At 39.5% G+C, this 20,727-nt stretch carries 13 protein-coding genes and 2 tRNA genes; 6 read left to right on the top strand and 9 right to left on the bottom strand.

The features are described from left to right. Nucleotides 1-378: 378 nt before the first annotated feature. Nucleotides 379-1,989: a phosphoenolpyruvate--protein phosphotransferase gene (gene ptsP / locus ACO6HM_RS11760; protein ID WP_485391222.1), complete on the bottom strand. Its 1,611-nt coding sequence runs from the start codon at nt 1,987-1,989 to the stop codon at nt 379-381. Nucleotides 1,990-2,267: 278 nt separating this feature from the next. Here ptsP and ACO6HM_RS11755 point away from each other — a divergent pair, with 278 nt between their 5' ends. Further along, on the top strand, nt 2,268-2,507 hold the full coding sequence (locus tag ACO6HM_RS11755; protein ID WP_485391221.1) for a GlsB/YeaQ/YmgE family stress response membrane protein: 240 nt from the start codon (nt 2,268-2,270) through the stop codon (nt 2,505-2,507). Nucleotides 2,508-2,529: 22 nt separating this feature from the next. Beyond that, nucleotides 2,530-3,660 carry a bifunctional peptide-methionine (S)-S-oxide reductase MsrA/peptide-methionine (R)-S-oxide reductase MsrB gene (gene msrAB, locus ACO6HM_RS11750; RefSeq protein WP_485391220.1) on the top strand — a complete coding sequence of 377 codons (1,131 nt, stop codon included), beginning with the start codon at nt 2,530-2,532 and terminating at the stop codon, nt 3,658-3,660. Nucleotides 3,661-3,733: 73 nt separating this feature from the next. On the opposite strand, the gene rhaM is transcribed toward msrAB, so the two are convergent. The 4 genes from rhaM to ACO6HM_RS11730 form a co-directional block, all read right to left on the bottom strand. Further along, the gene (rhaM, locus tag ACO6HM_RS11745; protein ID WP_485391219.1) at nt 3,734-4,045 is read right to left on the bottom strand and encodes an L-rhamnose mutarotase; all 312 of its coding nucleotides are present in this window, start codon (nt 4,043-4,045) and stop codon (nt 3,734-3,736) included. A 235-nt stretch (nt 4,046-4,280) separates the two neighbouring features. Next, nucleotides 4,281-8,255, bottom strand: coding sequence for a prealbumin-like fold domain-containing protein (locus ACO6HM_RS11740; protein ID WP_485391218.1), 3,975 nt, complete (start codon nt 8,253-8,255; stop codon nt 4,281-4,283). A gap of 246 nt (nt 8,256-8,501) precedes the next feature. Continuing rightward, entirely contained in the window at nt 8,502-8,675 is a 174-nt protein-coding gene (locus ACO6HM_RS11735; RefSeq protein ID WP_485391217.1) for a hypothetical protein, read from the bottom strand. 23 nt (nt 8,676-8,698) lie between these two features. Further along, nucleotides 8,699-8,932 (bottom strand): hypothetical protein, encoded by a 234-nt coding sequence (locus tag ACO6HM_RS11730; RefSeq protein WP_485391216.1) that lies wholly within the window; start codon nt 8,930-8,932, stop codon nt 8,699-8,701. 444 nt (nt 8,933-9,376) lie between these two features. Here ACO6HM_RS11730 and ACO6HM_RS11725 point away from each other — a divergent pair, with 444 nt between their 5' ends. Further along, nucleotides 9,377-10,654 carry an IS110 family RNA-guided transposase gene (locus ACO6HM_RS11725; protein ID WP_485391215.1) on the top strand — a complete coding sequence of 426 codons (1,278 nt, stop codon included), beginning with the start codon at nt 9,377-9,379 and terminating at the stop codon, nt 10,652-10,654. 328 nt (nt 10,655-10,982) lie between these two features. Here ACO6HM_RS11725 and ACO6HM_RS11720 read toward each other — a convergent pair whose 3' ends face one another. From ACO6HM_RS11720 to pulA, 3 genes are all read right to left on the bottom strand, one after another. Continuing rightward, nucleotides 10,983-13,244 (bottom strand): MSCRAMM family protein, encoded by a 2,262-nt coding sequence (locus ACO6HM_RS11720; protein ID WP_485391214.1) that lies wholly within the window; start codon nt 13,242-13,244, stop codon nt 10,983-10,985. Between the two features lie 99 nt (nt 13,245-13,343). Further along, nucleotides 13,344-15,773: a hypothetical protein gene (locus ACO6HM_RS11715; protein WP_485391213.1), complete on the bottom strand. Its 2,430-nt coding sequence runs from the start codon at nt 15,771-15,773 to the stop codon at nt 13,344-13,346. A 133-nt stretch (nt 15,774-15,906) separates the two neighbouring features. After that, on the bottom strand, nt 15,907-17,820 hold the full coding sequence (gene pulA, locus ACO6HM_RS11710; protein WP_485391212.1) for a type I pullulanase: 1,914 nt from the start codon (nt 17,818-17,820) through the stop codon (nt 15,907-15,909). 245 nt (nt 17,821-18,065) lie between these two features. Between pulA and ACO6HM_RS11705 the strand changes: the two genes are divergently transcribed. From ACO6HM_RS11705 to ACO6HM_RS11695, 3 genes are all read left to right on the top strand, one after another. Beyond that, nucleotides 18,066-18,587, top strand: coding sequence for a cysteine hydrolase family protein (locus ACO6HM_RS11705; RefSeq protein WP_485391211.1), 522 nt, complete (start codon nt 18,066-18,068; stop codon nt 18,585-18,587). Nucleotides 18,588-18,820: 233 nt separating this feature from the next. Next, nucleotides 18,821-18,892 (top strand) — tRNA-Asn (locus tag ACO6HM_RS11700). Between the two features lie 96 nt (nt 18,893-18,988). Continuing rightward, a tRNA-Cys gene (locus ACO6HM_RS11695) sits at nt 18,989-19,059 on the top strand. A 382-nt stretch (nt 19,060-19,441) separates the two neighbouring features. On the opposite strand, the gene ACO6HM_RS11690 is transcribed toward ACO6HM_RS11695, so the two are convergent. Further along, nucleotides 19,442-20,727, bottom strand: a 1,286-nt coding sequence (locus ACO6HM_RS11690) for an RNA-binding domain-containing protein (RefSeq protein WP_485391210.1), incomplete at its 5' end; no start/stop codon positions are given.

Genomic DNA, 20,727 nt, shown 5'->3' with positions numbered 1-20,727 from the left:
GAACAAGCTGACATTTATCATCTCTTGCTTATTCCGTTATCGACCGGCTAAAGTCAATAATTTTTTTACTGTTTTTTAAAGGATGTTCTTTCTCGCTTCGCTTCGAAAGAACGACTTAAATTCTAAATTCATACTTCGTCTTCGACTTGTATTCATTAAGAATTTAATGTCCTGCGTTCGTTTGAATTTTCAAGATTGTCTCACTATTTAGTTATCAAGGTTCTTTGCCTCGTAAACCGCTTATTTACTATATTTCTACAGTTTTTAACAAGTGGTCTTCCGTGGGGCAACGGATAGTATCTTACCACAATTCTGACATATTTGTCAACAACTTTTTTAAAATTTATTAAAGAAATTTTTAAAACTGCCGATATATCTTTAATCCAAATCACGAATCGCTTTGCGCACCTGCAGTACATAGCCCGGAGATACGGAGAGTTCATCTACTCCCATCTCCAAGAACTGCTCTGTAAGCGTAGTATCAGCTCCAAGTTCACCACAGATTCCTGCCCAAATACCTGCCTTATGAGCATTTTCGCAAACCATTTGAATAAGGTGAAGAATGGCAGGGTGATGAGGGTCGTAAAATCTATCCAGCTTTTCATTCTGACGGTCGATAGCCAAGGTGTACTGAGTCAAGTCATTTGTACCTATACTGAAGAAGTCCACCTCTTTTGCCAATTCCTCAGACATAATGGCAGCCGCAGGAGTTTCAATCATTATACCTTCTTCTACCTCTCCTATTCTGATTCCGTCAGCCACCAGCTCTTCTCTCACAGACTTTGATATTTCCTTGATTTCCCTTACTTCCTGTAGGGATATTACCATAGGATACATAATTGAGAGATTGCCAAAGGCACTTGCCCTATAGAGGGCACGAAGCTGTGTCCTAAAGATTTCAGGTCTTGTAAGACATATTCTGATTGCACGGTATCCAAGAGCAGGATTTTCCTCTTTATCCAGATTAAAATACCCTACCTGTTTGTCAGCGCCAATGTCCAGAGTACGAATAATTACCTTTTTACTGCCCATGGTCTCAAGTACCTTTTTATAAGCTTCAAACTGCTGCTCCTCGCTTGGGAAGTTATCGCTTTCCAAATACAAGAATTCAGAGCGAAACAGTCCTATTCCACCTGCATCATTTTCGAGCACCTTAGCAAGGTCACTCGGATTACCAATATTAGCATATAAGTTAATCTTCTTCCCTGATTTTGTTATATTTTCTTTTCCCTTTAATTGCTGAAGAAGCTGCTTCTTATCATCTTCTTCTGTCTTTTTCTTTTGATAAGCCTCATACACAGATATTTCCGGATCAACTATGAGTTTTCCTTCATATCCATCTACAATTCCCATCAAGCCATCGTATTCTTTGGCTATATCAGCCTGAACAAGGGCAGGAATGGCCATAGTCCTTGCTAGTATGGCTGTATGTGAGTTAGCACTTCCATGCCTTGTAACAAAAGAAAGGAGCATGGACTTGTCTAGCTGTACCGTTTCAGATGGGGTAAGGTCTTCAGCCATAAGGATTACAGGCTCATCTAAATTCGTCTCCTCTTCCTTGCCGTTTAGAATGCGGATTAATCTCTCGGAAATGTCCTTTACATCGGCACTTCTTGCCCTAAAATATTCGTCCTCCATGCTTGCAAACATGTTGGCAAAGTTATCACCTGTAGCAGCTACCGCATATTCAGCATTTACAGACTGAGTTCTTATAATGTTTTTAACTGAGTCTTCATAATCTTCGTCCTCGAGCATCATGACATGCACATTGAAAATTTCTGCATTTTCCTCGCCGACTTTTGTAACTGCCTTTTCATAAAGCTTGCCAAGCTGGTCTATAGCCTTTTCTCTTGCGGTTTCGTATCTGGCGATTTCTCCCTCTGTATCTTTAGTTGTCACTCGCACAACAACATTTTCTTCCTTATCAAGATATTTGATGCGTCCAATTGCTATTCCTCTAAATACGCTCTTTGCACTAATTTCAACCATATTTCCCCCTTAATTTATCTTTCAAAATATAATTTTTAACACCATTATATCATAATATATTAAATGAATAAAGAATTAAGGAGTGAATATATACTAAATGAAAGGATACTTAATCAAGGGGTTGATTTTGCTTTGTAGTAGTGTTTTAATATGTGGTAGATATACTAATGGTAACATTCATTTCAAATAAGTTATGAAGATTTCACTTTAGTATTAAATGATGCGGGTGTACTTTTGACACTGTATCATTAAAATTAGATTATATTGGAGGTAAAATTATGATTTGGTCATTGTTAGTTGGTGCATTAATCGGATGGCTTGGAAGCCTTATTACCAATAAGGACCGTTCCATGGGTTGGATTAAAAATATACTTGCAGGTCTTATAGGTTCTGCAGTTGGACAGGCACTTTTAGGAAGTTGGGGACCTCGCCTTGCAGACATGGCAATCATCCCGTCTGTCTTTGGCGCAGTAGTTGTAATTGCTGTTATGTCATTCTTCTTTGGGAGAAGATATTAGTGAATTCCAAAAGGAGGAGAATATGCGCAAGCATAAAATACTGTGGGTCATACCTATTTTTCTCATCGCAGCATTATTATATCTGGCTTTTAATCTCTCAAATAATGGCAGGGTTTTGCAGGCGGGGATACCGGAAGATGATATGGAAAGCTCAGAGAAAGGAAGGGATAAGATGAAAAACTACGACGAAACAAAGGTAAAGGTTATCCACCTTGCAGGTGGCTGTTTCTGGGGGCTTGAAGCCTATATGCAGAAGTTAAACGGTGTTGAAGACGCTGTAAGCGGATATGCCAACGGAAAGACAGAAAATCCGTCCTACTACGACCTTAAGACCAGCGGACACGCAGAAACAGTAAAAGTGGTTTACAATCCTGACATTATAAGTCTTGAGGATATACTGGCTCATTACTTAAGAGTGGTAAATCCTGTCAGCGTAAATAAGCAGGGAAATGATGTTGGCACACAGTATAGAACCGGGATTTATTATACTGATGAAGCAGATAAAGCTATTATAGAGAATATACTGGCAAAAGAGCAGACAAAGCACGATAAGCCTATAGCCATAGAAGTAGAACCTCTCAAGCAGTTTTATGATGCGGAAGAATATCATCAGGATTATCTCGAGAAGAATCCGGGTGGATACTGTCACATAGACCTCTCGCTTGCCGATAAGCCACTTGATAAGGACGAGGAGCCTGTAATAGACTCTTCAAGATACATCAAACCGTCAGATGAAGAATTAAAGAAAAATCTTACTGAGATTCAATATGATGTGACACAGAATAGCGCCACTGAAAGGGCATTTTCAAATGAATATCACAGCAATTTTAAGCGTGGCATCTATGTAGACATAACAACAAAAGAACCCCTCTTCTCTTCTACTGACAAGTTCGAATCAGGCTGTGGCTGGCCAAGTTTTTCAAAGCCTATATCTAAGGATGTAGTCAAGTACTTCGAGGATAACAGCCATTTTATGCATAGAACAGAAGTAAGGAGTAGGAGCGGTGATGCTCATCTGGGACATGTATTTAACGATGGTCCTAAGGAAACGGGCGGTCAGAGATACTGTATAAACGGTGCTTCCCTTGAATTTATTCCTTATGAGGAGATGGATGAGAAGGGCTATGGCTATTTGAAATATCTGGTAAAATAATTCTACCAAATATTATTCAAGTTTACGGGTAGCAGTTGAACCTGCTGCCCATTTATTTGACAGAAAATTCCTTTTAATCTAAGTGAAATACCGGTTTCAAATCTACGCAAACCGGACTCTCATCTTCGTTCGTTTCCATTATATCAGCCATGTAATGCCACCATTTACGATTAATCTCAGTATCTGCACCCTTCTTCCACTTTTCTTCATCCTCAATTTCAATATATCCAAACAAGGTTAAGGTTTCATTATCAAGAAATATGGTGTAATTCTTTCCTCCATATTCGTGTATCATTTCCTTCATTTCATCCCATAGCTTGCTATGGCGGTCTTCATACTCCTTTTCCATCCCCGGATACAGTTTCATTTTAAATCCCTTATACATGATAACCTCCTACAACAACATTTAGTTTTATTTTACCTTACTCAAGTAAATTAGCATTACTGTCCCTATCATCATACTTTATAACAGCGAGTTACTCTTCATCTAATAATCACATTGTAGTATATTTATTCTGATATGTCCATCTCCATTTGTAAATACAAAACCCCCACCCTCTCATGCCTCTTTGGCATAAGGAGTGGGGGTATATGTCCAAATATCTAGTCCTTTATTCTAATTACTGCTCTTTCTTTTTGCTTCTAATAACCGCAAAACCCGCTAACAGCAATAGGCCTGCTCCTGCACCATAGTACAGGCCTGTGTTAGTACCGCCTGTTCTAGGAAGTCTCTGCTTGTTATCTCCCTGTGGAGTCCTGTCATCAATAACCTTGATGCCATTATCCTTGTTAGGCTTGTTGCCAGGCTTTGTAGGTGTCTTCTTGCCACCATCTGCAGGGTTATCGCCCTTAGGAGTCTTATCCTTGTCGACATCCACAGTCTTGCCAGGGTTACTTGGCTTGCCCGGATCCTCAGGACTTGGTGGATTCACAGGATTGGTTGGGTTCTCAGGACTTGGTGGATTTACCGGTGTTACCGGATTCTCAGGACTTGGTGGATATACCGGTACAGTCGGATTAACAGGAACCGGAGGTATTACAGGGCTTGGCGGATTAACAGGAGTATCTTCGCCAGGCTTCTTATTTACGATAGTAAGCACATTCTGCTCTATCTTTGCAATACCTGTATAATCTCCAACTAATTGGGCCTTAAATCCGCTTTCAAGCTTGGTTACCTTTAGGCTTATTGCAAGATTATTATTTACATATCCTGTAGGTACAACCTCTTCAGTCAAGGTATAATTTCCTGCTGTAAGCTCTTCAAATCTTATAGAGCCTTCTGTGGCAGTAGTCTTAAGACCCATATCCTTTTCAGTCATTCCTGCCTCTGCAAGTCTCTTAAGTCTAAAACCTGCACCTGATAGCTTATCTCCACTTGTATTTGTCTTTACTACCTCAAGACGGTCATACTTTTTATCATTGATTGTACCTGATGCAACAGCTGTCACTGTATGAGTTACAGTCCTGCTATCACCCTTTCTTACAGAGTTCTCGATGAGTGCAGCTTCATTGCCGACGGCATCACCTACTCTGGTACTATCAGTGTAGTCCGTAATATAAGAAATCTTGTAAGAGGTATTCTTGTCAGGAATATTGACAATGAGCTTTCCTTCTGTCTGGTTATATGTGAATATCTTGTCAAGCCCTTCTGTAATCTCCACAGCATCTGTGAAATTGCCTTTGTCGTCAAATCTTCCCTTCCAAATCTTGTAGTTATCTCCATCAAATACAAGCTTGTCAGTTCCCTGCTCTTTTCTGAATGCGATGTTACCTGTAAGCTTGTCTTCTATCTGTATCTTTGTCTCGTCACCAGCCTCGTATGTCTTATAAGGCTTGTAAGAAAGATTCCACTTGATGTAACCCTTCTCATCACCACCAGTAGTGTCAAGCTCTTTCTTAAGCACAGTTTCATCAACATCAGCCTTTACGACACGGTAAAGCCTGTCACCAAAGTTTTCAATACCCATCTCTACGGTATTGCCGGTTGTGCTTAATTTGTTGAAGAATGGGCTATCCGCGGTCTTGTCTGCCATCTCGGCCTTTACAAATATAACGTAAGGACCATTTAGGTTGTTAAATGTAAACTTAGCTGATGTCTTGTCATCTGCACTTCCGCTAAATTCTGCTGTTATGTTATTGGCTGTAAGCTCATCATCTTTAAGATATGAACCTGTAGCCTTTACAGTTGCATCAAATCTGGTAACATCTGTAGCAGGAGTTCCCTTATATATGAGGAAATATTTGTTGTTTGCAGGATTTGTCTTATCTTCAATGATAGGCGCAAACTTAAAGCCCGCTTCAAGATTGTCATTTACAAAGAACTTACCAATCTCGCCCTGTACATCCTTAATATCTTCAGCATTTACGCTGATTCTGTATACTATGGATTTTGATTCTTTATCATAAGCGCTTTCTCTGTTGTCCTTTGCCATTGCTGTATTGTCATCGAATACATCGCTGTTTACTGCCTCTGCATTAAAGTTTGACAAGAAGCTCTTTGCCGCTGTCTTTGAAAGCATATGCTTCTCAATCATCTTAGCATTGTATCTGTATCCTGCACTCTTCTCTTCAACAGCCTGGCCGTTCTTAGTAAGAACCACTGAGTTAAATGCACCATCAGTTATACCGCCGTACTCATTGTTAAGAAGTACGTTTCTATCCATTATTCTTGACTGAAACTTAGCCTCATTGTCCGCACCGGCAACAAGCTTAAGCTCAAGAATGTGTCCAACCAGCTTATTATTCTTATATACATCATATACGCTGCCTGTAAGACCCGGTGAATTATATATTAGCGGAGTGTCAGCATTTAAGAGCTTCTGGTGTCTGTTTCTGTTAGGTAAAATCTTGGAGAACTCTATTCCACTTGCAAGTGTTGCAGGAGCTGTATCTCCGTGCTTTCTTATAGAGAATCCATTTGCAGGAGTCATGGCATTTCTGCCTACTTCCACATCTGTATCAAAGATGAATGTGTCATATACATAGTAAGCATCTGTTCCTGTAAGCTTGCTCTTGTTAAACTTTACTGTCCAAACAGGCTCATAGCCCACTCTTTTCTTATTCTCATCATCAGGCTTGTCCCTAAAGTCTGACTTAGCTGTATCAAGCACCTTGTAGTCAGCTTCCTTGGTGATTTCGCCATTATCAACTCCATTGGAGTTGGTATAAAGGTCTTCATGAAGCTTTACCTTGTATTTGCTCTCATTGTTCCAGTATACAAAGGCATCATTGCTGAAATTGCCTCCGTAGATGTCATTGTCAATATTAGATTCTACGATGAGTTCAACCACTTCCTTTACATCAGGAATAGTAAATGTATAGGTCTTGCCATCATTGGTGTAAGCGGCATTAGTCTCATCTCCCCTGCTTCCATCGGCTTTTAATCTGTAAAAATATGCCCTGCTAAATGTCTGCTCTTTTCTTGAAAGGGTATCTGATGAAAGCTCATCCTTTATGGTAACAGTACCAAGATTATACTTTGGTTCATTGATTAAGATTCTCCATACAATCTTGTTGTTATTATCTGTCTTAACAGCTGTCTTCTGCCCAAACTTCTTAACATCTACAGATGCTGACGCCGTGTAAGATTCACCATCCTTGGTTAATGAAGCAGAATTAGTGTATGTCTTTTCTTTTGCACCGTTAGGAAAGCCATCAAACTCTACCCTTGAGCTAAGAGTAAAGGTTGCAGTCCCTTTGTTTGCTGCGCTTAGATCTTCTGCCTTAATCTTGTAGCTAATGCTCTTTTTGTTTGCATTGTCCGCAGCTGTGGTTACCTCAGGGGTTATTGCTTTATTGTTTATCTTAAGGCTTCCATCTATGTACTCATCCACAATATCATTAAAGAGGTTGTCAGTAAGTGTATATCCCTCTAAGCTAAGATACTGCTTAGGATTGGTGCCTTTTACATATCTTTCGGCTGAAATAGTCCAGTCTATCTTGCTGTTTTTAGCATCAAGTACGCCTGTTTTGGTTAATACAACCTCAGTATCAAGTTTACCTATTTCATAAGTCTTATTAAACAGCCTTACTGTGGCTACATTGGAGCTGTCATAGGTAATCTTTTCAGGGTCAGGCTTGATTAACAAAGTAGACTGTACCCTACCGCCTTCTTTGGTAAGAAGTTTGGCATCAATGTTTGTAAAGTCAAACTTTGCCTTTATATTACCTGTACCTGGATCTCTTGTGTAGATAACATCAGCTATTTTAAGCTTGGTAGCTGTGTCAAGTACAGGCATTGTTAACTCATTAAGTGCTTCATTAGGAGAAGCAAACTTTAACTTGTCTCCCAAATCAAACACAATGTAATCACCCTTTGCAATTCGTTCATTTTCAGACTTTTCAGTATTAAGCACTGCATCAAATGCGATGTCAACCTGAATATCCTTTGACATGTCGATTTTATCTGTGCTTTCATTACTAAGGACTTTACCATCCTGTCTGAACTCTACACGCGTGGTAGTTTCATTCTTTACTAAGTCTGTCTTGTCGTTGCCGCCATCTGCCTTAACATAGCTTGGAGTGCTAAATCCTGACAACAGGATTCCTGTTATAAGCAAAAAGCTAAGCAGTCCTTTCCTTTGTTTCTTCCACATATTCTGTCTCCTTTGACTGTGTTTGTGATTAGCAATTCATCAGCTTATTTTAGTATGCTTGAGGCATAATATGCAAGTAGAAAATACCTGGCGCAATGCATATCTTTTTTGTAGGTAATTGCTATATGTGGTAAGTTTGTGTCAAAAGCAGAAAATTCTTATGACATTCAGGTCTATAAAATAAGAGTCCGGAAATTTGTAGTTTCCAGACTCTTACGTTACGTTTAGTTCTATTTGCTTGTATTTCTATACTAAAACCGCCTCTTGCTCCTCAATAATTTTTTTCACTTCATCGATACTATTTTTCGTTGCAAGTGAAATTTGTTCTAATGAAAATTTATTTTTATACATATTCATTACAAAATCAATTAACATTCTCTCTTCTGCCCTATCCACTATTCCCTGGCTTAAGTTACACATAGTATCCACTTCCTTTATTAGCTCTATACTAAAACCATCTCTTGCTCCGCAATAATTTTTTTCACTTCATCGATACTCTTTTTTGTAACAACAGAGATTTGATCTAATGAGAATTTATTTTTGTACATATTCATAATAAAGTCAATCAAATTCTTTGCTGTTACTTCTGCTGTTACCTTTGCTGTTACTTCCGCTGTTACTTCCGCTGTTACTTCTGCTGTTACCCTATACACTATTCCCTGGCTTAAGTTACACATAGTATCCACTTCCTCGTATAATAAGTTTGTAGCCAAGAAAAATCAGGTTACAAACTTTTCTTTTTGAGTATAGATGTGTGGACATTCTTATCTGTCCGGAGGATTCTCCTCCACCAAGTGCTGGCAGTCCACTTCTCATCTATACGGTTTACAGTTACATTGCGACATGACATCCCAAATGCTATAATGGTTCCTTAGTGAATCCAGGCTGTGGTCACTTCTGTACACCTCCTGCAGAGCTTATGCTACTGCTAAGAAAGCTTGAAGCCCGGACGATACACTGCGATCTATTACACAAATGCTGCATTCCGGTTCTAAAAGTCTCCAGCAGGACGTTTCTACCGGACAATGCTCATAACGCGAGGTTTAGACTGGTGTATTGGTTTGGGATAAGCCATGTCCTCTATTTCACGCCCATTCTATGATGAGAGGAGGTGATTAACCATGAAGAAAACCGATTACCTGTCAACGCTGTTTGTTGGGATTGATATAGGATCCCGTACAAATGTTGTTTCTGCCATTGATTTCAACCAGGATTTTTTTATCCGCATGAAGCCCGTACCTAATGCCAAAGAAGGTGCAGAGACTCTTGAATCCCTTCTTGTGGACGTTCTTTCAGCCCACCATGAGTTCAACCATGTAATCATCGGGCTTGAGTCCACCGGATTTTACGGTATACATATTGCCAATTATCTTTCTGCCAGTGATTTGTTGGCACCATTTGGGACAGAGGTATACTGTCTCAATCCGAAAGAAGTTGCCAAGTACAAAGAATCATTCAATGCTCTCGACAAGAATGATGGCATTGATTCCTTTGTCATAGCCGACTTTGCAAGAGTCGGACGTATCAATATAAAGCCGTGGCGCGGAGCCCAGTATCTGGCTCTTCAAAGGCTTACAAGACACCGTTTGCACATCGCTGAATGCATTGCACGTGAGAAGACCTATGTGCTTAACAACATCTTCCTCAAATTCAGTGAGTTTGCCATGCTGAAAAAGGAAGACCATCCGTTCAGCAACAAATATGGTGCAACCGCAGAAGCCATCTTGGAACAATACGTAACCAATGATGATATCATAGAGGCTTCTATTGAAGAACTGGTCGAACTCATTGAATCCAAAAGCCGTGGACGCATTACTGATCCGGAAGAAACTGCAAAGATTTTAAAGGCCGCCGCTAATGGTTCATACCGTCTGGACAAAGTCGTTGCTAAACCGATTACGTTGTCTATCAGCAGTTCTTTTAATTGCATCAGAGCTTTTGAGAAAGAGCTCAAGGCAATTGAAAAGGCGATTGAACATACCGTGCAGGGACTAAACCCTGTCGAGTATCAGGTACTGAAATCAATCCCGGGCATAGGTCATGTATATGCAGCCGGTATACTTGCTGAAATAGGCACTATCAAAGCTTTTACCGGCAACGGTGCACTCGCTAAATATTGCGGCATCGTCTGGAAGGAAAACCAGTCAGGCAACTTCCGTGCAGAAGATACTAAAATGAGCAAAGCCGGAAACCGTTACCTGCGTTACTATGTCATAGAAGCTACCGGAAGTGTTATCAATAACTGTCCGGAATATAAGGATTTTTATGACAAAAAGTTTGCTGAGACTACTACGCATCAGCACAAAAGAGCACTCGCGTTGACATCCCGTAAATTTTTACGTATGCTTTTTGGACTGCTGGACAAAAGCCAACTCTACTCTCTGGAAAGGAGTAGGTAATCAATAGAGAATATTGAACTTATGTTCTCCATTTCTATGGTGTACATAGGTTTGTTAAAGTTACCCTTTTATCTAAAAATCTTTTCAAAATGCCTCTTGACATATTACCAAATTGCTTTCTAAAATCGTTGCTAAGAGGAATCTTGTATTCCTTTTCTATGATATCCAGTTTCTCATTTTCTCTTAATCTGTCTGACAGTAAAGCCCCTATCAAACGATGTAATTCGTATTTTTCATCATTATAAGCTAAATCTAAATAATACGCAACCCGAAAAAATCCCACCCAGTATATGCATTATCTGCACATCCGGATGGGATATTCATTTAATTACTTATTGTTAGTTCTCTTTCGCACTGCGTAGCGTCTTCTTGCCATAATCCCTGATATCATTCCTGATACAAGGGCAAATCCGGCACCAAACAGATAGTAATAGATATTATCCACACCACCTGTCTTTGGAAGTTCTGCCTTCTTAACTTTCTTAAATATGGTTAGAGGCGTTCCATCTCTCTTAAGCACATATTCCTTTTTGCCATCTTCCCTGTCTCTCTTTATGAATCTTCCTATAGGAGTACCATCACGATGAATGACATCTATCTCCTTTGGGCTGTCCGGAAGATTAGGGTCTGGCGTGTTATCTAAAGGATAGGTAGGTACCGAAGGCTTATCCTTATTCGGACTAGGCTCATCAGGGTCTGATGGCTTATCCTTGTCACCCTTGTCTGATGGCTTATCCTTTTTAGGATTCTCAGGCTTGTCAGGCTTCTTAGGCTCCTCATCTCCCTTTGGAGCCGGCTTTGGCTCTTCGGTATTTGGAGTTTGAGGAGGAGCAGGATTAGGGTTTTCGCCTCCACCGCCACCGGGTGGAACAGGCTTCTCTGCAGGAAGATTTATTACTGTAAGCTTGTTAGCTTCAAGCTTTGCCTTACCTTCATAGACTCCAATCAGTACCATATTAAGATCTTCTCCCTGTCTGGTTATCTTAATCTTAAATGCTGTATCGCTTAATCTGTAGCCTTCAGGCGCAGCCTCCTCAGTAAGTGTATAATCTCCTTCTTTTAGGCTTTCAAAGCTTGCTTTGCCATCTACATCTGTTGTTTCTGTACCCTTTTCCTCTTCGGGAATAGTTCCCACAGCATCCTTTACAAGTTTAAACTTAGCATCCTTTAGCTTATCACCCTTTGCATTAGTCTTTGTTATTTTTAGCTCAATAGAAGGGTTACGATAGTTGATTACTTTTAGCTTGTTATTTTCAAACTTAGCCCGATCTCCATAGTCTCCATCAAGTGCCGTCCTAAGATTTGCTCCATCTCTGACTATCTTAATCTTATATGCTTCTTCATCAGCTGTAAAGCCTGCTGGTGCGGTTTCTTCTTTAAGAGTATAGTACCCTACCTTTAGGTTCTCAAACTTGGCTTCACCGTTTCCATCAGTTGTCGCAAGTCCCTTGTCAACTCCGTCAGTACTTCCAAGAACAGTTTTCTTAAGTCTGAACTTAGCTCCTGAAAGCTTGTTGCCATTGATATCAGTCTTTAATATATTGATTGTTTCAAAGGACGCAGGATAGTTTATTACAGTAAGGTCGTTGTCCACAAGCTTTACCTGGTCTCCGTAGTCTCCAACAAGTGATGCCCTAAAACCAACCTCAAGCTCTTCAACCTTGATTTTGCAGGTCAGTTCATCATCAGCATAACCACTAGGAGGAGTTACCTCGGTAAGTATGTATTCTCCCCTTGTCAGTCCTTCAAACTTTGCAAGTCCATTTGTATCCGTTGTCTCACTCCTGTTATAAGTAACAGGAGCATTACCTTCTGTAACCTTCTTTAAATTAAACTGGGCTCCTTGTAATACAGTACCACCGGCATTTGTTTTTCTGATGTACAGTCTCCTATATTTGTTATCAAAAACAGAACCATAAGCAATGGCCGATGATGCAGGTCCAATGTTTACACTCGTCTTTTTGGGCTTTATATCAGTATAATTTACTGTTCCATAATACAGTTCTGCAGTGTTATTAGAACTGTCAGACGGGCTGGCACTAGAAGTAAAATCGGTAATGTATTTTATAAGATATGTCTGGTTTTTATCAGGAATATTAATCTTTAGTTTTCCTGTATTAGTATCATAGACAAATATCTTATCAAGTCCTGTTGTTATTTCCTCCTCCTCTATGTAATCTACATCATTGTTCGAAGTTATATAACTCTTGGCTTTAAATATCCTGTAGTTACCTTTCTCAAACAGAAGTTTATCGCTTCCTTTTACCTTCCTTATAGAAGATTTATCATCCAAAGTATCTACTATTGTGACAGGCGTATTGTCATTAGCATCAAACTTCTTATATGGTATATACCCCACCGTCCAGGTAACAGCCTCATCAATTCCAAAATTGTATCCATATTTTGTATATGGTGGAGTTCCATCAGCTTGTGGATTATTTAGGGTGTTCTTAGTTAAGAAGGCATCATTAACCCAGGTAGTGACTTTAGAGTTAAACTTATATGAGGTTCCTTCTAAACTTATAGCAGCATTATTGTCGATATGTTGTAGCGAATTGAAAAATACATTGCCCTTGGTCTTGTCAACCATTTCAGCCTTTAAGAATATAACATAAGGCCCCTTTATTTTATCAAAGGTAAACTTATATCCTGTTCTTTTATCTCCGGTATCAACCGGAAATGCATCGATCTAATTGTTATTTAATTCTGCCTGCGACAAAGGATTTCCGTCTGGAATTACTGTAGCATTAGGGGTATCTGAACCACGTTCTGCTAAAGGATTTCCTCTATATACAAGGAAATATTTATCATCTGCAGGATTGGCTCCTTTGATCATTGGTACGAACTTAAATTTGGAGTCTAGTTCATCTTCAACTATGAACTTACCTAAATCACCATATTCATCATTTATTCCGGAGGCATTTACGCATATCATATACACTATGGACTTTGTTTTGATATCGTATCCTACTTTATCAGTATCGTTACCCTGACCACCCGAATTATTTCTTGCATCAGTTTTGACAGGTTGAAGATTGAAGTCTTCCAGGAAGTTTTGAGCTACATCTCTTGAAAGCGTCTGCTTCCTGATGAGTCTTGGTTTGAACTTGTACCAGGTTTTTTGTTCCTGCACAAGGTTTGTACCCCTTGTAAGAACCATATAGTTATAACCATATGCATTATTTCCATCAAATACAGTATCAATATCCGTTATCCTTGACTTCACTACCGCTTTGTTATCTTCCCCCGGCTTTAGATTAATCTCTAGCAGATGGCCAACAACCTTGGTGCCTTTTAGAATTTCATATACCTTACTCGTCATACCCGCTGTGGCACCTGTCAAAGGGTTAGCAGGGTCAACAAGTCTCTGGTGCCTATTCTCCTCATTTATAGGCATTACCTTTTCAAAGTTTATGCCACCTGTAAGGGTGGGTGACACTGTATGAGTACCGTATTCCCTTACAGTAAAACCATTAGCTGTTTTGATGTTTGATCTATCAGCTTGTACACTTGTATCAAAGATGAAGGTATCATAAAGGTAATAATCATTCCCTTTAATCACTCCTCCTTTAACAGACAGGTTCCATTCAGCCTCGTAATCGCCATAATAAACAGTTCCTGCTTTGGGATGATTCGTGCGTACAGTACTTAAAACCGTTTTCTCTAAACCTACTGTTCCTGACGAAGTTTCTTTGGATACATGAACAATATTTTGCAGGCTTGAACCCCACTTTATCGTTGCTTCATTCTCAAAAACCGCATAGTCATCATCAGAAAAAGGATCTAGCTCGACATCAAAGGCAACCCAGACAGTTGTACTTACGCCAGGTATAGTAACCTGCACGTGTCCGCCGGCATTAATATCAGGTGTGAGAACGGTAGCATTATCCCAACTTGTGGATTCATTAGTCTTATAGCGTGCTTGCTTAAATGTCTGAGATACTCCACCCATAGTATCATTTTTAAAGAATTCTTCGACCACTACATCGCCGATGTTAGTAGGTCTAAGGTTAAGTCTTATTACCCATCTTATTCCTTTTTTAGAACCAATATTAATAAATTCGGCATCTTTATCACCGAAAGCCCAAATATCAAGTGGTATGATATCTTTTGAAACATAGTAGGCATTATCTCTAGTCTTAATACCTATACCTGAGCCATAGCTTCTTGAATCTCCCGGTACTATTTTATCATAACTAATTCTACTTTGATACCTGATAACAGCACTTCCCTTATTAGTACCAAGCTCAGAAGCTTTGATTACATACGAGTATTTTTCCCTAGGTGAGTGGTCTACAGTTAATTCAGTGTCAGATACCGATATGTTGTTGATGCTAAAACTTCCCGGTACGTAGATGTCTCCGTTTTTTAATGGATTATTAAGATCAAAATATGTAACAAATCCCGCAATACTTATAGGAGTGTTGGTATTAATACTGCTTCCTGTCACAGTGTAAGTCCAGTTTATCACTCCTTCTTTGCGGTCAAGTACTCCTACTCCTGCCGCTTCAAGATTTATCTCTATATCTTTTATCTTATAAAGCTTCTGATCCAGCCTTATTTTTTCATTCTGATAGTTCGCGTAGTCTATCAAATCCGGATTTACTTCCGTGGTAAGCTCGGCATGTATCGTTGCCCCTTGATTGACAGCAAGTGAAGGATCAAGACTTGTGAAATCAAATTTAGCCTTTATTACGCCTGTACTAGGGTCTTTCGTATACGTAACATCACAGAGCTTTTTCGCTGTATCCTTGTCATATACTTCTCTTGTAATTTGATTTACGGTTCTATCGGAGCCAACAAACCTCATCTTATCTCCAATTTCAAATTCTACATAATCCCCTGCCTCTATACCATCAACAGGTGTAGCAGGTGCAACTTTCTTAAATGGAATTTTGAAATCTATTTTTGTGTCAATAATATTTTTCATACTGACTTCATGACGACCGGGAACGCTGATCGGAGAACCAACTTGAGAGAATTTCATCTCCTTATCATAAATAAGGTTAGTCTTATCCGTCCCTGTAGCACTTACAAAATCCGGCAGCTTCACTCCAACCACAAAAATACCCACTACAAAAAAGAAGCTGAGTATCATATACTTATATCTCTTCCACATAAGGTCCTCCTTTACCATCAACAGTGGCTTATACGCTAATCTATGTTATCTCTTTCTCAGTAATTCCTGTTCCCTGAAGGCTTAGGACTGGCATTTATGCCGGTTCTCTTCTTAGACTTCAATTCGTCAGCCCTTACATCTTCCCAAGAAAAAGCGCAGTTATCCCGTTTATTTTTATCTTATCTGATACTAATATATCGTCTCGTTCATTATTTTTCTTAACAGTATTTATAAGCAATTTATATTTTCCTTCAGGTAGTGTGACCGTCTTTTCTTCCTTGTTTGCGTTGAATATGATAAGTGCATCTTTATACACAGGTTTAACCAGGCTTGTCTCCTTGTTTGCTACCTTTACACCAAGAAGCCCCTCTTCTTTTACAAAGGTAGTGATATTGTCCCTTGCTGCATACGACTTGTCACAAAGTCCTGTCATTTCCTTTCGTAGTCCTATAAGCTCCTTATAAAAGCTCACCACGTCTTTGTTCTTCTCAGTAAGCTCCCAGTCCATTTTATTTAGCCCTATAGGCATATTGAAGGTGTTATGCTCTCCATTTTTGGTTCTAAGATACTCCTCACCTGAGTATATGAAGACTCTTCCCTGACAGCTCATATATATAGCCGCAGCCAGCTTGTTCTGCTTTATTCTCTCAGCCTCATCCCGAGTTGTAATGGTAAGCTTGTCCCAAAGCGTGTGGTTATCGTGGCAGGATACATAGCTGATTATGTGGTTTGGTGACAAGCCAAACGAAGTAAGTCCCTCCTCTATCTTGTCGGTCTGCTTTAGGTTGCCATTTACAAAGCCTGCCACCTCATCATAGAAGACATGCCCCTTTATAGAGTCTCTTATATCATCTGAAAATATTCCTATGTTCTCGTCTAAAAGCTTTACATTGTCCTTAACTGCCCCTTTAGCTCCCTTTTCCATATAGGTCTTGGCAGCTGTCCAAGGCTCACCGTATATTAGCTTCTCTCCTCGTCCGTATGTATCATCCAATGCCTTTTGCACCTTGTTCATCAAATCAACGGTGAGGAGTCCCATCAAGTCAAAACGGAAGCCGTCTATATGGTATTCCTCGCACCAGTAAAGCACAGAGTCAATGATGTACTTCTCTGTCATAGGCATTTCTGAGGCAATGTCGTTGCCACAGGCAGAACCATCTGATAGCTCACCTTTTGCATCAAGTCTGTAGTGGTAATAAGGCATGGAGTTCTGAAGTGCATTATCCAGACTAAAGGTGTGATTGTAGACCACGTCCATAATCACTCTAAGCCCCTTTTTATGTATAGCCTGTATCATTTCCTTAAATTCCTTGATGCGCACCTCTCCCCTAGTGGCATCGCTAGCGTATGAGCCTTCAGGAACATTGTAGTTAAGCGGGTCATAGCCCCAGTTAAAGCCGTCCTCATCCCCTGCTTCATCTACAGACGCAAAGTCATACACAGGCAGAAGCTGGATGTGGCTTACTCCAAGCTCCTTTATGTAGTTAAGCCCTGTAGGAAGCTTGCCCTCATTTCTTAGGGTAGTATTATCCACTGTAAATGCCTTGTACTTTCCTCTTACATTTTCAGGGAATCCTGCATTTTTATCATAGGAGAACTCTTTGACATGGACTTCATAAATGATGTCCTCTGCCCCCTTTGCAGGAGCCTTATCCTCTCCCCAGCCATTAGGATTAGTAGTGTTCAGGTCTATTATCATACTTCTCTTTCCATTCACTCCACAGGCTTTAGCATATGGGTCTGTGGAAATGTTTGTCTTTCCCTTTATCTTAAGAGCGAAGTCATAGTATTTCCCACTCAGGTTCTCATTTACGGCGTATTCCCATACTCCCCTGTCACGAAGCTCCATAGGTATGATGGCCTCTGCCTCTCCCGTACTTCCATTGTCATATAACCTAAGGTCCACGCTTTCAGCAATAGGAGACCAAAGCCTTATAACAGTGCCACTCTCATCTACTTTGGCACCAAGGCTTCCCTCATAATTGTATTTATCTTCAAATTCTTTTGTTAAGTAATAATCCTTTAATTCTCTTGCTTCCTTATTCATCCTCAGTCAAAGCTTCCTTTCCGTCTAAACGTGTTTAAAAAGTTAAAATGCCTTTTAACCCACTCTGATTATAGCATGTAAATCCGAAAATTACTACGTTAAACATTTTTATATTGAATCTGCATTTATGCTCGTGGTATAATCTCAGTGATTCATATGTTTACACCAAACTTTAATTGAAAACCGGGGTTATATGCGGAATTGTAGGCACCTGATTGGATGTCCTACTACACTAAGGAGGAGTTATGAGAAAAATACTACTCGTAATCGATATGCAAAACGACTTTATAGACGGCTCTCTTGGCAGCACTGAGGCTAAGAGCATAGTTCAAAATGTAATTAACAAGATAAAGGAATATCCCTCTGAGAATGTATTTGCCACAAAGGATACCCACGAGGCTAATTATCTAAGTACCTCTGAAGGAAGGCATCTTCCTGTGGAGCACTGCATCCGTGGCAGTGAAGGTTGGAACATAAGGCCTGAGATATGCTCTCTCATCCCTCCTGAAAATGTATATGAAAAGGGAACCTTCGGCTCCGTAACACTCGCTGAAAAAGTAGCTGAAATGGCTCGCAAAGAGGATATTTCCGTTGAAATGGTAGGGCTTTGCACAGATATTTGCGTAGTGTCAAACGCACTCCTCATCAAGGCTTACCTCCCTGAGATACCTATATCAGTCGATTCTTCCTACTGTGCCGGGGTTACACCTGACAAGCACAATGCGGCTCTTGAGACAATGAGATCCTGTCAGATAAATGTGGAATAACTTGAATATCAGAAAAGCTGCTCTCTTACATAGATTGCACTATCATAAAGTTTGCTCCATTCTGAGGGAGGCACTGTTATAAGGATGGTTATTCAATTCCCATAGAAATGTCGCTCGTAAGGAATTATCAGATAACTTGACTTGTTTTTGCAATATGTCCTAAAATATTAAAAAATACAATTTCTACTTGAAAATTAGCTGCCATAGTGCTATACTGTTATGGCAGTCGAGATTCCTCAATAGCTCAATGGTAGAGCGCACGGCTGTTAACCGTGATGTTGTAGGTTCGAGCCCTACTTGGGGAGCTTACATTAAATTCTTGATTAGATGAGCAAAGGCAGGTTTGAATCTAGGATTTAATTACTTCTTTTAGCATAGCTAAAAACATCATTATGTAATCAGGCGACATAGCCAAGCGGTAAGGCGTGGGTCTGCAACACCCTGATCACCGGTTCAAATCCGGTTGTCGCCTCGAATTAAAGGTTCCCTTTTGGGAGCCTTTTTTATTTAACCGGAATTAGGTAGAATTTACCATAAAAAAGCGCCTTCGGCACATCAGCTTCCCTGCCCCTCAATCTTGAGGGGTAAGGGCTTTTCTTTTTCCTACTTTTGTATCATAATAATCTGAGGTAATGATCAATAGTCTCCATAAGCATTTTCATGTAACAGATAAACAGCTGGAAGGTTTTATCATTGATTTTTATCTTGGTCTTCCTGAATATACGCAGACAGCTCTTATGAAGGTTGCATAAAGCATTTTTTTTGTTGAAATATTGAATTTTCAGGGTGCGAGTCCAAATTTTGGTGTGAGAAGTTTTAGTTATTTATATAAATCTTTGTTTTGCAACTTACTTTTACTCATCAAGTTCCCAATGTCCATTATTACCACTACCTACATAATTCAGATTATCTATCTCTTTTATAGCTCTTTCGATAGTCTTTACACTAACTCCAGCTTCATCTGCAATAGCCTTTCTTGTAATCCTATCATTGCTTCTCACTTTTTCTTTAATAAACTCTGCGAGGGCTATCTTATCGTGAACGACACCCTGAGCGACATCTTGAGCGACATTGTCGCCCCCAACCTTTTGCGTCGCTATCTTCTTTAGAGGAATAATTGTTCTAAATATATCTCCTTCTTCAAATAACGGATTTTGTCCTGAATAAAGCTGTGTGTACTTATAGGTATTTCTCATTCCTGAGCCAAGTTCATCCGCAAGACCTATTTCTCTGAATACTTTAGATATGGTAGGATTTTTAGGAAACGGTTCAAACTTTTGTAAATCTAATGCCCCCATTCCATGAGCTAAGTTACTATTTTCAACCGTAATCTTTTCATCATCAATAATCATTTTTGCAGGAAATCCACTTGAAAAATCTCTATGAGCCAGTGTATTGGAAACTATCTCTCTAAGAATCCTATCTCTTGCATTAACATTTACAATTCCATCTAAAACAAATAAATCGTTCAAATGCTTCTGCCCAAACTCTATAAGTCTGTCATAGCTATCAATCAGATTTGTTATAACAACATCTCTATCGTCATATCTATCCTTGTTTTCAACTCTGAATATTGCATCTGTTTTGTGCTGCGGAAGAACAGACATAATAGAGTTGTCTTTTCCAAATAAAAGAATGGCAGCCAGTGTAATACCTTCACGCTTTGTTTCAGGATCTGTCAGAATAAGATTTGCACTCCTAAGAAGTTCTTCATTACTCATATTTCCCCAAACATGATTTTTATTTCGGGATATAGCCATTTTCTTAGCTTTATCAATAACAGTAGCATCAAGAAAATCAATATCAATATTCGGATATATCTTATTAACAAAATAACTTCCTTGTTTTCTTGCATATAGCTTATATACAAGCTCTGAATGATCTGTGATATTGATGTCTCCTTCATAAGACCTGTCCCAAATTCTTCCATTGTGCCTGCACACCTGATAACCTTCAGGGACTCTTATATAAATTACTTTTTTCTCATCAATATCAAAGACTTCTGGAAGTAAATAAAGTGGAGGATACATCTTTTGCGGATTATTGATTGCTGTAGTAAATTCCTTAATCACTTTATCTGCCCTATCTTTACTAACACCAACAATCTCTCTTTTATCATTTACACCAAGTAAAATATGTC

The organism is Catonella sp., assembly GCF_057250765.1.
Note: the sequence above shows the minus strand (reverse complement) of the source record. Positions and strands in the feature narration are given on the sequence as shown.